The following is a 12418-nucleotide window of genomic DNA, read 5'->3' as shown; positions in this document are numbered from 1 at the left end:
ATCATCCTGAGTTTTAATCTGACTGGCTATTTGATCTACCAGTTTTTCGTTGATTTCAACGCTCATTGTTATTCTCCATTTTGGAGTATTAACGACAAGCGTTTACACAATTTAAATTACATTCCCGGAATCTCCTCAATGTAAATTAACTTGCAGCCTTTCAAAGACTGCTATTTCTATTGCCTGCTCGCATACAAAGTATGTTATTTCAATCTGTTTACTGAATGTTCTCAGACCATCAAATATCCAGACTCAATAAAAAGTATGAGCAAACAGGAAGCAACCACTACCCTCCCGTTTCACGCCTTTTAATGAAACTAAAGTACACTAACGACTCGCTACACTACCTGAGGGTACATAAGGTTCTGGATAGGACGTCAAGGCACCTCTATCCCTTGCGCAGAAATAATCCCAGTCATCAGGTAATGATTGTTCAAGCAGTACCAACCACTGATCGAGAGAGCAATGCCCCACACAGCCGGGAATTGAAAAAGGCTCATGATTGAGAGAAAGCGCTATCTCTGGTCGCCCATCATTCCAGTTCAGCTGAACACCGAAATGGGTTGCATAATCAACGATTCTATCTGAAGGAGCTCCAAGCATCGTCATAATGGCCAGCAAATTACTGTCGCTGGCAGAATACAGCGTCCAGCGCTGGCAGGCATGGCAACTGCCTTTTTCTTCCAGGCACTGTTGTACCCTTTTAAAATCTTTGATCATCGCTTTTGCCAAAGGAGCACCAATTAATTGAGCAATCTCGTAATTGGCAACAATTCGGCTAACCACCCAGTTTAATAACTCTTCCAGCTCTATAGCTTCCTGAAGGCTAATCCCCTTAGGCATTGGCAGATTATGCATCCGGTGTATGGCAATCTGGTCAATCAAGGGAATAAGTGAATATAGATCTTCGGACCCACTCTCTTCTCCAAGCTCAAACCAGGAAACCAACTGGTCACGATACTGTTCTTTCTTCCTTAACCAGTCTGCACTTTTCTCAAGAGCCTGCACCCTGTGCAAATACCCCGGACATAGCCTTTGGGCAGAGAACAAATCATCACTGGCCAACGGTGATGCATAAACTGGAGGTACCTGAATCCCATCAGGCAACCCCATGTTTCTGGTCTGCCTGGGGTAAATACCCTGAAGCAATGCACTGGCACTTTGAATGGTCCGATCCAGACCTTTGGCAAAATGCTGACTGATCTTGGGAGACCAGGAATCAGGCAGGGTTTCAGAAAAATAATGACTTCGTATTTTCTTTCCCAATAAATATTCCTGCTCAAGGCCTCCCGGGGTTAGCTGACCCGCACCCATTGGCCAGTATCTGGCCATTCCCCCGAGATCTCTTGGAGAACGGTCTCCATGCCTGACAAGGCTGATCAGATAATCAGCTGGATTAGTCACTTCACTATCTGCGGCATTAGAACTAGCGGGCAGAAAACACACAGCAAATACTGCATAGGAGACAAGATATATTTTTTTAGAATCAGGCCTGATTACAACACGATTTGGCAAACGGGTATTTTTTCTATCAAGCATGAGGAATGACTTGAGGTAGTTATTACAAAAATCAAAAACCATCACCTTTTTTAGACTGTGTCCAAGAAGAGTCTGAAGTTTCATATCCTGCCTGCTTGATAGTCACATCCAGCAGTCAGGATAGAAAAAAATTGAGGGACTGGTTGAGATTTAGCGAATAAACTCGGGAATATCGTTTGATAACCCAGTCGCCTGATCAACAATCATTTCCTTAATCAAAGGTAATCGATTGGTCAGACTAAGGCCTGTATTCCTCATCCAGCGAATGCCAAGATCATCGGCCCCGAACAGGTTCTGAAAACCTCTCATGGCCGCCATCATCAACGAGTTATGCCCTATGCGACGACGCTGATAACGATCCAGAATATGCGGTGCAAAATAATCATCTCCACGCCTGGCAGCTTTGATCAACTCATCAGTAAGCACTGCCACATCCATGAAGCCCAAGTTCACACCCTGACCCGCAAGAGGGTGAATGGTATGAGCAGCATCTCCTACCAGTACAACCCCTTGACGATGATACTGCCGGGCATGCCGTTGACGCAGCGGGTGGCGGAACCGTTTTTCCACCTTAAGAATTTTACCCGCTCGATTTTCAAACGCTCTCTGTAGTTCATGGCAGAAAGCTTCGTCACTCAAGGCTTCTATCCGGTCTGCCTCTGCAGGCAAAAGTGACCAGACAATTGAGCAATAATATCGCCCATCCTGACTTTGCAGCGGTAGAAATGCCAACGGACCAGAATCCAGAAACACCTGTCGCGCTGAATAACGGTGAAAGAATTCGGTCTCAACGGTGGTTACCAGCGCATGGTGGCTGTAGTCTTTCTGATTTGATGGAATTCCAGACAATTGCCGTAAGCGTGACTCCGCACCATCCGCAGCCACCAGCACAGGGGCACAAAGCACTTCACCATTTTCCAGAATTATTTCACCACCCTGACCGGAAAGCTTGTATTCAAGTGCTGTCTGTGCGCCAAAACATTTCACTGTGGAACTGGCCAGCTGCTGCAAAAGCGCATTTCGAATCACTTCATTTTCGACAACATGGCCAAGGTTTTTCTGTGGCAGAGTTTTTGCGTCAAACTCAACTTCTCCCGTACCCTCACCATCCCAGACAGTCATGTGAGTGTATGGACAGACCCGCTGGGCAAGCATTCCTTCCCAGGCACCCAGGTATTTAAGCAGTTTTATCGATGCTTCCGTTAAGGCACTTACCCTTGGCTGCCATGGATCATGTATTGAGAACGAGCTGGGCTGCAATGTCTGTTGTTCAACCAGTGCTGTCTGCATACCGGATCGATCAAGAGCCAGGGCCAGAGAGGCACCCACCATACCTCCCCCGACAATAATGACATCAATTGTCTGCATTTCTGATCCCTATTTTCCCAGATTCAAGAGCGGTCAAACCCGCTCATAGCGGTTTATAGTCCCATCGCCTTGCGGGTAAATTTTGACTTTACCGGATGACAATAATCCAGTGTCACCAGCCCCAGGTTGCGAAACAGGACAGATGCACTGTCTGTACGTGAGAAGAGGTGTACGAGACCATCACAGAAACGACTGGTCAGACTCTGATCACTGAGCTGCTGTTGCCAATATTCCTGTAGCCGTCCAAGATCTCCTACTGAAACCTTACTCTCCAGAGAGTTCGAAATATTGCCTGCCAAAGCCATGGTATCGCGGATAGAAAGGTTATAGCCCTGACCTGCAACAGGGTGTATTGCATGGGCAGCATTACCCAGAATAACCAGCCCCGGCCTTACCTGCTCTTTGGCTATGCGCATGGTCAATGGGTACCTGTCCCGCTTGCCTACAGCCAGAAAACGCCCGGCCCGATAGCCAAACCTATCCTGCAATAATGCCAGAAAGTCATCATCTGCAAGATTATAAATACTATCTATTTCCTCGTCTGGCACCGTCCATACCAGCCCCATTCGATGCTCAAAGTGGTTATCACCGGTTAAGGGAAGCAGTGCCATCGGACCTTTTCCGGCAAAGCGCTCCCAGGCCATACCATTGTGGGCACGGTCAAGAGCAATATTGGCAATTACGCCATGCTGATGATAGTCACGTTGCTCCAACCCTATTCCCAGCTGATCCATCAACCCTGAACGGCCACCATCAGCAAGAACAACCAGTGAGACCGAAACCTCTGAATGCTTTAACTGAACCTTCATTCCTCCCGGGACAGGACTCAGCCTTTCCACTTCATCAGGGCTGAAAACCGTCACCGTTCCCTGCTTCTGAAAATCCCGCAACCGGTTCAAAAGGACATCACCGAGCACATAATTTTTGACAACATACCCCAGTGCAGGGACACCTTCATCAGAGGCCTGCAAACGGGAAAGACCAAAACTGCCTTTATCTGAAACATGAACTTCGGTAATGGCTTCAGCCTGACCAGCCAGACCCGGCCAAAGCCCAAGCTGCTCGTAGATACAACAGGTTCCCCATGACAGCGCAGAGGCGCGGGCATCAAAACTCGGGGGAATATCTCTTGACTGGTTCAGATCATGGGTTTCCACCATCGCCAGCCTTAACCCCTGCTTTGTTACTACCTTTTCAAGTGCACAGACCAGACTGGCTCCAACCAGCCCGGCACCAATAATCAAAACATCGAAATCCATCTTATCTGCAGAATTATTCACGTCTTGGCCACCACCATGATCTTGTGGAACTCTGTTTTTTTATATTCAGTGCAGGGTTTTGGAAGCTCCTTTTTTGCCAGAACGGTCATCACCGCTGGAACCCTCTGGTAAACCGCAAACCTCTGCATATACATTCAGCCAGGCTAAACGAACAAACTCACTCACTTCGATATACAGCTTTTCAGATTCTTCGTTCTCTTCTGCTGTTTCTATCAGGCTGATTTCAGCAAAGTCCCTGAGTACTTCTTCCACCATGTCACTGACCTTACGGCTTTCAAGTCCTTGGCCAAAACCAGAAATAAAAGACTGGCACCATACCCCTAATGATTGAGTCCTGAGTCCAAGCGATTCATCATCACCCGGCAAAAATAATGTTGCTGATAAGCTGCCTGACGTAAGTTCATCCTGAGTATGCAGAAATAACTGACTTAATAACTGCTTTGTATGTTCATCAAACGAATTATCTCCCATTTGCTCGGCAAGCTGCCCCAGCCACTGCTGAACATCAGGATGCGCCCCCGCTGATAACAGACCACATAAGTAACCGTGAATCTCCGATGGATGACTCTGCTCGGCCAGCTGAGCTGCGAGTTCATCAAAAGATACAGTAGCTGGTACATCACCAGGCTGAGAAGAGTAGGTCGTCATGATAAAAAGCCATCAACGTTAATGAGCCAATCTTGACAGGGATTCTAACAGACTTCCCGACCAAACTTGTTAATCAAACACCTCAAATAAAGAAAGTGTCTATCCTGTTAAGTCCAATCAGTCAGGAGTCTTATCGTGTCAGAGAGCTTGTACGAAAAAAATCAGTTAGGTGTTGGTTTTACCTTTCACAACCCAGCTGTTTATCTGGACAGCTGGTTGAGCAGCTGGAAAGGAAAAAAACCACTTCTGGATCTGGGGTGTGGCCACGGGGTCAACACCCATAGTGCCCTGCTTCAGGGTGCAGAGGTTGTGGCGACCGATATGGACAAACCAGACCTGTCCGAATGGTTAAATGACTTACCAGCAACTCAGCAGAAAGCGGTCACATGCAGAGCTGCAAAACTGCCGGAAAATATCCCTTTTGAAGATAATGCTTTCTGCGGAATTCTCTGTGCCGAAGTTTTTCATTTCCTGTCCAATGAAGAGGTTATTCCATCAATTAATGAGCTTTACAGAATTCTGGAGCCAGGAGGAACTCTATTACTTACCTGCTGCTCTTGTGATGTAGATGTTTTAAAAAGTACAGGTCTCAGCCAAGATGTGCGCAAAGCAATCAAAGCGTCACCTTTTACGGTTACCTGCCAACGGGATTATCTCAGCCTTCTTGCACAGGCAGCGGAAGAGCTTAACTGCCCTGAAGTTACCGCTCCGGTTTTGGCCGCCCATGAAATTAATATTCCTGAAAGAGATTTCTGCTTTTTTGCTTCGGAACAGCTTGGTGTATTAATAGAAAAAGCAGGCTTTATAATTGAAACATGTGAACAGGGAGATGCACCTCATTACCCGGTATGGAGTCATGGGGATAAAGATCAGGTCAGGATTATTGCCAAAAAGCCTGACTAAAAAGCCATATAATCTTTAACTTTGCACGGCCATGATATATGGCCTTAATTACAACCTAATATTAATCAGTTTTTTCCTAAAAACATTAAAAAAGCAATAGAGATAATTTTTGAATCTTAGACTCAACCCCAAAAAAACCGGTAATAACCATCAGATTAAAATTTAATGACTAAAAAAATTCATTGACCATAAACTTAAACAAATACCACTCAAGAAAAAAACAATCTAATGAAAAAATAATATTTAGATATAAATAGCAATATGACTAAATTTCCTCAACCGTATCAACGTCAGGCTGAATATTTACTAATTTCCCTCTGACTTGTTTTCAGCTTGTACTTGATGCCAAATTTTTCCAACCTGACATGGATAATGAATAATGCTTCAAGCTCTAGGACACGTATTTCATCGACACAACGCTGATCATATAGGTGCAAACCCGGGCGTGAACCAAAATGCCCAACAGCAGAACAGTGCAAGTAGTAATGGTTACGCTGTAAAGGCTATGAATGGCATGAAATCGGCTTTTTCCGATTTAGCTTCAGCAATCCCCTCTCCCAGTTCGTTTTCATTTACAGAAAAAGTAGAAATAGTGGCCACAGGCACGATTTTTCTTTCCCAAACAGCATTTGCCATGGCAAATGCAACAGATGCTCCAAACGGAACAACGGTTACTCAAGGAGAGCCTAGACTGCCGGATGAACGCGGTAGCCTTGAAAGTGGTTGGCCCGGCTGGAAAACTGGCCTTACCGTTTTTGGAGTCGCTGCTGGAGTAATAGGTATACCGCTTACAGCTTATTGTGCATGGCAAAAGAGAGAAAAGCTTTGTCCTTCTGAACATCAGCCGATTCCCAACGACCCCAATAATGCTGAGCCGAAAGAGCTTCAAGATATGAGTTCTAAAGACGCCGAAAGAGCTGGAACGACTTCACCAACAGACCCTCTTGGTGATGTTAAAGAACCTACTCCATCTGACCAGCTACTGCCAGAGAAAGCACCGGAGGACGAAAACCCAGAACTGGCCATAGTAAAGGTAATTCCCGGGGATGATAAGAGAACAGATGAATTATCTGATATTCCTCTATCACCCTAGTCAAAACTGATATTCTAACAGCCAACATCTGTTGCTACCAGCAGCTCTACATCACCCAAAACAACTGATTATGGCTCAAAATAGTTCAACTTATCACAGGTACTTCATATAACATCATTTATTATGTAGCCTGTGACAAAGTCACAGGCCTTCCTTTTTTTGAAAACTCATTTGCTGCAGGCATCTGTTTTCTGATTAAAAGTATTACCAGACGAATTAAAAATAAAACGTTGTCAACCATTAAGTCATTGTTCTGAATTTCTCCAGAGGCTATAGTAACCCTAATAACCGAGCATTCAGGGAAGCTATGAAAGAATCCGATTTCATCGCCCTCGACCAGAAAATCAACTACCTGGTTGCTCTTTGCCAGAAGTTGACCACAGAAAATCGGCAACTTCGGCAGCAGGAGCAGTCCTGGAGAGCTGAGAAAGCAAAGTTGATGGAAAAAAATGACGTTGCACGCAATAAAGTAGAAGCGATGATTCAGCGTCTCAGGTCTCTGGAGCATGAGTCATGACGGATAAATCGTCAGTCACATCTGTCCATATCCTGGACAAGGAGTACCGTGTTGCCTGCCCCAGAGACAATCAGGACGCACTGCACACGGCTGCCCGCTATCTGAACGAAAAAATGCACGAAATCCGCTCTACTGGCAAAGTGGTTGGTATTGAGCGTATTGCCGTAATGGCAGCCCTTAACATTAGCTACGAGCTGATGCAGAGCCGCCGGCAGAATGAAGATGAAAAGCAGGACACCCAGGAACATATTGACCAGCTGCTGGGCAAACTGGATCAGGCACTTGCAGCTGTCGAGCGGTGAGCTGATAACCTTTTGTGATTTTCACGAAAACTGATAGCTGAAAAAACTTGCAGACATCTTTTCAATTGTCGATATAATGCCGTTGAAACCTCCCTGGCCTGTTTGCCAGTCACCATACGTCCCGAGCCGATAATACTACCCAGGGGGCTCCTGGCAGGTGCTGGAGTGCAGGTCCGCCTCGTAGCGGAAAGCCCGATTCACCTCAGCAGCCCCCACCGTGACCGTTACGGCCACGGGCAAACGTGGCAGCGGCAGGGTGGGGAGGTTTCTCTCATACCTTCTTATACTATCTCATATCACTTCAAACCCTATTAAAACAAAGACTTCTCGCATTTATTCACTTATAGATTTCAAATTTTCCTCACTGTCTCAAATAGTACTCTTAATTCATTTAGACCTTAATATCTCAATCAATGTATCCCTTGAGGGATACAAATGTATCCCTTGATATTTTTTGTAAATGTGGTCACGGGGGTTATACTGATCACTTAATTAATAAAAATAAAAGGTGAATGTATATGCCGGAAGAAAAACTAAGTGATGCAAAAATCAGAAATAAGAAACCGTCAGATAAAGAAGAAATCATTACCGATTTACAGAGCGGTGTTCATCTAAGAATTTATCCATCTGGTCAAAAGAGTTTCGGGTGGCGATATAGAGATAAATTTCGGGAGGGAAAATTATCAAGAGTTTCCTACGGAGACTACCCGAACAGAACCTTGGAAGAAGCTCGAAGGATTCATGATGCAGTAACATCAGCAAGAAAAAACGGCGTCGATGTAAAAGAGCCAAACACACTTGATGAGCTGATTCGATCAACCGTGAAAGATACAAGCGCAAATAAGCCAGGCTCATCATCTGGCTCAATTACCTTCGATGATCTCGTCGACCAATTCTTTGCCAATTACATAGAAAAAGAAGGTATAGGCCCACGCCCATACAACCGTATTAAAAACCATATGCAGCCTTATTTTGGGCTATATCCCGTCGACGCTATACCAGACGCCGCAATCGAGCAGTTCATGATCACAAAACGTGAAGAGGGGTGTAGTGAAAAAACCATCGGTGACACTGTTCGTTTCACCTGCAATATGTATGACTGGGCTATCAAACAGTTTATTTGCAAGGTAAATCCCTTCAATAAATACCGGTTAAAGCGCAGCAATAAAAATCGTAAGTCTTATTTCTCAATGCTCGAAATTAGGACACTACTTAATAATAAAGAAAACCATCCGATCAGCCCTGATTATTTCTTAATACAAACAGCCCTTTTATTATCTGGTTGCCGACGATCTGAAGTCACGAAGGCTATGATTGATGAGTTTGATTTTGACCTAAATGTGTGGACAATTCCCCCCGACCGCCTCAAGAACCAGAAGAGAGTGGCGGATGACCAGAAAGAGCCTTTTCCACTACCTATGTCAACTCAGTTAGCCGGAGCACTTAGAGAGTTAATTGATCGGTTCGGGAATGATACTCATATTTTCGGCAGTAAGCGCGTCGGTCAATTTGATAAGACGATGAAGCGTACAGGCCCAGCCTGTGATCGTACTTATGACACCTATATTACTGGATACAGAAAATTACACGGCATAGAAAACAGGAAAAATCACGACCTTCGTCGGACTCTTGAGACGCACCTTACTAATCTCGGGGTATCGCCAGATATAACCACTGCTATGACCGGTCACAGTCGAGAGGGAATGAAGGGTGTTTATAATCATGCTCAACAAACACATCTTATGAGGACAGGATTTCAATTATGGGCAGATTTTATAGATTTTATTTGCAGCAAGGATGAGAAGTACGCGAAGGCTTTTGATAAACAGGCACCAACTGAAGAGCTTCTGGAGATTTTTAAAACCTTTAACTTTAAAGAAAGGTCTGTAACCATGCTTAACAGTTTTAGCTCAAGCTGACCTATTGGTCAGCTTGTAACAGGTTGTTAATAGTATCGACAACATCCTGCTTTTTCCAAACTCGGCGCTTCTTGGAAATCATAACACCCTTCGGAAACTCACCCTCTTTAATCATGCGATAGATTGTCGCCTTCGATAATGTGGTCATTTTGACCACGGTTGAAATATTAACTAATTCTGGAGCATCCATACCAACTCGTCCCTATCAAAAAATCCATCCCTGGCAGCCCTCGACGGGCCGCTTCGTGGGTTTATTTTTTAACCAGTAGTTTCGGGCCTACAAAGTTCAGCAAATCCAACGACTGCTGCAATTCATCAATAGCCTTTTTCGCTTCGTCAGCCAGTTTTTTCTTCTCACGCTTGCGATCGTGCATCCATTCTGAAGCTACCTTGGCTTTCGCCAGAGAGGTACGCTCCTTGAGCACAACGGCATTAAGTTCATCCATGGGAGATGTGGCTGGCTTGAGCTGGCCAGATTTGTACGCAAGAAAAACGTCGATTACCTCTTTAAAAAACTTTCCACTGATCCATGTTGCATAAGCAACAGCGACTCCTTCAACCGCGTAAGTCCCGCCGTATCGGCCTTCTTTTTTAACTATGCAATTTTGCACAGTTAGATATTGATCAATAATATCCTGAGCTTTCTGTGTTCTGAGCCATTGCCCAGGGGACTGGTTAAGCTCACTCCCACTCGCTTTGTGTAGATCGTTCAAGCTATAAAAACCGTTCTCATCAATCCGTACAGTCACACCTGCGACGACTGGGTTAGTTTTCGTTAACATAATTTGTCTCCCTGTTTATTTAGATATGCAAATCTGCACATCAGTCACTTCTTAAAATTAAAATCCCTGGCTTTGCAGTAGTTGGCAAATTTTTTTGAAAGCCCTTATCACAAAATCCTTATGGCAAACCGGCAACCTTTACTCACGTCCATCAACTCAGCAAACTTCCACGCAATGAGTGGGTGTGCCCATACTGACTCACCATGAAAACGGTAGGGTGGTGTAACCCGCTTGCACAATGCTTCCTCGGTAGCTACGACAAGCTCGTCATCAAGCAGCTTTATGGCCTGGCTCCAAGGTTGATCAAACGCTTTGCTGACATCAGGCAGGTTGATCATTCTGAATGAGTCAACCCTGATCTGGTGGCTTTCAAATTCAAACTGCTTCATCACTTTCTCCGACCAATCAAATGTTTTTAAAGGTAGGATTTCCTACCTTTTCCAGAGACCGCATAAACTCTTGGGTTTTAAGGGTGTCGCGTTTCACGACACCCCTCAAAAAAACCTCAACACATCATCGGTAAACACCGGCTGCGCGTTGGTCGCCATCTCGGCGTTGTGGCCATCTTTGATAAACATCTTTTTAGAATCGCTCCACATGCTCCCGTACTTGCGCCCCTCTTCAGTCAAGACCACCCGCTTAGTGCTGAGGTGCGTCACAATTTTGGTCAGCCCTTCTTTCACCAGCGTCGCACGAACGGTTTTCAACGGAAGATTCAGCGCCTCAGCCAGCTCATGTTGGGAGCTGTGTCCTGGCACAGCGTACCGTCCACGAAGCTTCCTGCTCTTGCGGCTATGCTTTTGCTTCGTGGATTTCTCCGGCTCCGCTTCGTGGCTGACCAGGGCTTTCAGGTATCCCGCCATGGGGTGATCCATCGCTTCGTAGACCTTGGCCATCATCTCGATTTTTTTCGCTGGGAACTCCGCCACCTTGTCGACAAATTCTTCAATGACACTCATGTCGTCGATCATTGCTGACACACTGGCGACCGGCTTCACATCGGTAATGCGACGGTCGGTAACGGCGGCCAGTTGAGGGAGTTCCTGTTGCTTTGTTGCAGTAAAATCAGTTTTCATGGTTATATTTCCCTATACCTTTCATGATTAGTTATCAACGCGCCCGCCTCGGCGCGTTTTTTTTGCTCACCTCAATGACGGGTAGCGTCTTTCTCTTTTTCAGCCCGCTTCTCGGCTTGGTGCTGGGAGAACTGGTGGTACAAGTCCAGGCACAGCGCCTCGACCCCTGGCTCACACCACGCCAGATAGCGGTACATCACCAACGGGTGAACCCACAGCTCTTCGTCTTCTTGCTCCACCTGAACCACCGGTTCTTCCAGCTCTTTCTCCAGGTACCGGACGAATCGCTCGACGCCCTTGTCATCAAAAAACACATTCAGATCAAACTGCGGGTCATAATCACGGTTGGCCCACACGTCCACCAGGTTCAGCGCACCGTCGTCACGCACCTTGATCGGCTCCGCATTCATCCCTGTCACTTCCATCGCTTCCATCTCCATCAATAAAGCCTCTCAATCAAAGTCCCTGTTTTGCGATCAATTACCCACAAGTCCAGCTCCAGCGTGCTCAACACCGCCGCCAGTTGCAGTAGTCGTGGGTTGTGCATGTTGTCAGTCTCGTACTCCTTGATCGTCAACGGCCATACACCGGCCTCCTGACCCAGACGATTACGGGTGAATCGACGAATCACCCGATACTTGCGGATCACCTTCTGCACCTGGCTCATCTTGTAATCCTTGGGCAGTGGCTTCGGGTACGTCCGCATCGGTCTCGGCTTTTTCCGCTCCTTCTTTTCCTCAGTCATCCCTGTCTCCTGGCTGGAAGGGTTCATAGGCATTGCATGTCTCGGTCGCGGCTTTTTCATGCACGGTGCAATACCAGCCACCGCGCTCATCGGCTACCGCATAAGTACATGAACTGCACCTCACCTCTGGCTGAACCTTGCCCCAGCACACATCACGTTTAAAACAACCCTTGCAGCGCCAGTCACTCCGGTCTCTGGCAATCCGTTTGCCCTCGCCCCGCAAAATCCGTTTGATGCGGTACCTCA

The 12418-nt window shown here is 46.1% G+C and carries 16 protein-coding genes and 1 other RNA gene; 6 read left to right on the top strand and 11 right to left on the bottom strand.

What is annotated here, in order from left to right; all coding sequences use genetic code 11:
• Positions 1-327: 327 nt before the first annotated feature.
• From AK963_RS19345 to AK963_RS19330, 4 genes are all read right to left on the bottom strand, one after another.
• Positions 328-1404, bottom strand: coding sequence for a histidine phosphatase family protein (locus AK963_RS19345; protein ID WP_175404568.1), 1077 nt, complete (start codon positions 1402-1404; stop codon positions 328-330).
• A gap of 285 nt (positions 1405-1689) precedes the next feature.
• Positions 1690-2907, bottom strand: a complete 1218-nt coding sequence (locus AK963_RS19340; RefSeq protein WP_066017076.1) for an FAD-dependent oxidoreductase — start codon at positions 2905-2907, stop codon at positions 1690-1692.
• Between the two features lie 53 nt (positions 2908-2960).
• Positions 2961-4187 carry a 2-octaprenyl-6-methoxyphenyl hydroxylase gene (ubiH, locus tag AK963_RS19335; protein WP_238593788.1) on the bottom strand — a complete coding sequence of 409 codons (1227 nt, stop codon included), beginning with the start codon at positions 4185-4187 and terminating at the stop codon, positions 2961-2963.
• A gap of 45 nt (positions 4188-4232) precedes the next feature.
• On the bottom strand, positions 4233-4835 hold the full coding sequence (locus tag AK963_RS19330) for a UPF0149 family protein (protein WP_066017074.1): 603 nt from the start codon (positions 4833-4835) through the stop codon (positions 4233-4235).
• A 135-nt stretch (positions 4836-4970) separates the two neighbouring features.
• On the opposite strand from AK963_RS19330, the gene AK963_RS19325 reads away from it, so the two are divergent.
• From AK963_RS19325 to AK963_RS19300, 6 genes are all read left to right on the top strand, one after another.
• Entirely contained in the window at positions 4971-5738 is a 768-nt protein-coding gene (locus AK963_RS19325) for a class I SAM-dependent methyltransferase (protein WP_066017073.1), read from the top strand.
• 445 nt (positions 5739-6183) lie between these two features.
• On the top strand, positions 6184-6831 hold the full coding sequence (locus AK963_RS19320) for a hypothetical protein (protein ID WP_139117528.1): 648 nt from the start codon (positions 6184-6186) through the stop codon (positions 6829-6831).
• 307 nt (positions 6832-7138) lie between these two features.
• Positions 7139-7348 (top strand): TIGR02449 family protein, encoded by a 210-nt coding sequence (locus AK963_RS19315; RefSeq protein WP_020584012.1) that lies wholly within the window; start codon positions 7139-7141, stop codon positions 7346-7348.
• Positions 7345-7650, top strand: coding sequence for a cell division protein ZapA (locus AK963_RS19310; RefSeq protein ID WP_066017071.1), 306 nt, complete (start codon positions 7345-7347; stop codon positions 7648-7650). The genes AK963_RS19315 and AK963_RS19310 overlap by 4 nt, the downstream gene beginning before the upstream one ends.
• Positions 7651-7737: 87 nt before the next feature.
• A non-coding RNA gene (ssrS, locus tag AK963_RS19305) (6S RNA) lies at positions 7738-7917 on the top strand.
• Between the two features lie 251 nt (positions 7918-8168).
• Complete coding sequence (locus AK963_RS19300; protein WP_066017070.1) at positions 8169-9569, top strand: tyrosine-type recombinase/integrase; 1401 nt, start codon at positions 8169-8171, stop codon at positions 9567-9569.
• Between the two features lies 1 nt (position 9570).
• Here the strand turns inward: AK963_RS19300 and AK963_RS19295 are convergent, their stop codons facing one another.
• The 7 genes from AK963_RS19295 to AK963_RS35620 all read right to left on the bottom strand — a co-directional run.
• Positions 9571-9759, bottom strand: coding sequence for a helix-turn-helix transcriptional regulator (locus AK963_RS19295; protein ID WP_066017069.1), 189 nt, complete (start codon positions 9757-9759; stop codon positions 9571-9573).
• Between the two features lie 61 nt (positions 9760-9820).
• Complete coding sequence (locus AK963_RS19290) at positions 9821-10351, bottom strand: KilA-N domain-containing protein (protein WP_066017068.1); 531 nt, start codon at positions 10349-10351, stop codon at positions 9821-9823.
• Between the two features lie 107 nt (positions 10352-10458).
• The gene (locus AK963_RS19285) at positions 10459-10740 is read right to left on the bottom strand and encodes a hypothetical protein (RefSeq protein WP_066017067.1); all 282 of its coding nucleotides are present in this window, start codon (positions 10738-10740) and stop codon (positions 10459-10461) included.
• Between the two features lie 105 nt (positions 10741-10845).
• Complete coding sequence (locus tag AK963_RS19280; RefSeq protein WP_066017066.1) at positions 10846-11427, bottom strand: hypothetical protein; 582 nt, start codon at positions 11425-11427, stop codon at positions 10846-10848.
• 71 nt (positions 11428-11498) lie between these two features.
• A complete protein-coding gene (locus AK963_RS19275) occupies positions 11499-11867 on the bottom strand; it encodes a hypothetical protein (RefSeq protein WP_066017065.1) in 369 nt (122 codons plus the stop codon).
• Positions 11867-12094 carry a hypothetical protein gene (locus AK963_RS35625; RefSeq protein WP_238593787.1) on the bottom strand — a complete coding sequence of 76 codons (228 nt, stop codon included), beginning with the start codon at positions 12092-12094 and terminating at the stop codon, positions 11867-11869. The genes AK963_RS19275 and AK963_RS35625 overlap by 1 nt, the downstream gene beginning before the upstream one ends.
• Before the next feature lie 70 nt (positions 12095-12164).
• Positions 12165-12418 (bottom strand): hypothetical protein (locus AK963_RS35620; RefSeq protein WP_175404615.1); only part of this gene is annotated, 254 nt, incomplete at its 5' end.

This window comes from Endozoicomonas atrinae (assembly GCF_001647025.1).
GTDB classification, from domain to species: domain Bacteria; phylum Pseudomonadota; class Gammaproteobacteria; order Pseudomonadales; family Endozoicomonadaceae; genus Endozoicomonas; species Endozoicomonas atrinae.
This window is presented reverse-complemented; position numbering and strand designations above follow the sequence as displayed.

Excerpts from the sequence above, each read along its gene's own strand:
- AK963_RS19340 (WP_066017076.1), bottom strand. The coding sequence starts at position 2,907 with ATGCAGACAATTGATGTCATTATTGTCGGGGGAGGTATGGTGGGTGCC.
- AK963_RS19330 (WP_066017074.1), bottom strand. The coding sequence starts at position 4,835 with ATGACGACCTACTCTTCTCAGCCTGGTGATGTACCAGCTACTGTATCT.
- AK963_RS19315 (WP_020584012.1), top strand. The coding sequence starts at position 7,139 with ATGAAAGAATCCGATTTCATCGCCCTCGACCAGAAAATCAACTACCTG.
- AK963_RS19310 (WP_066017071.1), top strand. The coding sequence starts at position 7,345 with ATGACGGATAAATCGTCAGTCACATCTGTCCATATCCTGGACAAGGAG.
- AK963_RS19300 (WP_066017070.1), top strand. The coding sequence starts at position 8,169 with ATGCCGGAAGAAAAACTAAGTGATGCAAAAATCAGAAATAAGAAACCG.
- AK963_RS19295 (WP_066017069.1), bottom strand. The coding sequence starts at position 9,759 with ATGGATGCTCCAGAATTAGTTAATATTTCAACCGTGGTCAAAATGACC.
- AK963_RS19290 (WP_066017068.1), bottom strand. The coding sequence starts at position 10,351 with ATGTTAACGAAAACTAACCCAGTCGTCGCAGGTGTGACTGTACGGATT.
- AK963_RS19285 (WP_066017067.1), bottom strand. The coding sequence starts at position 10,740 with ATGAAGCAGTTTGAATTTGAAAGCCACCAGATCAGGGTTGACTCATTC.
- AK963_RS19280 (WP_066017066.1), bottom strand. The coding sequence starts at position 11,427 with ATGAAAACTGATTTTACTGCAACAAAGCAACAGGAACTCCCTCAACTG.
- AK963_RS19275 (WP_066017065.1), bottom strand. The coding sequence starts at position 11,867 with ATGGAGATGGAAGCGATGGAAGTGACAGGGATGAATGCGGAGCCGATC.
- AK963_RS35625 (WP_238593787.1), bottom strand. The coding sequence starts at position 12,094 with ATGAGCCAGGTGCAGAAGGTGATCCGCAAGTATCGGGTGATTCGTCGA.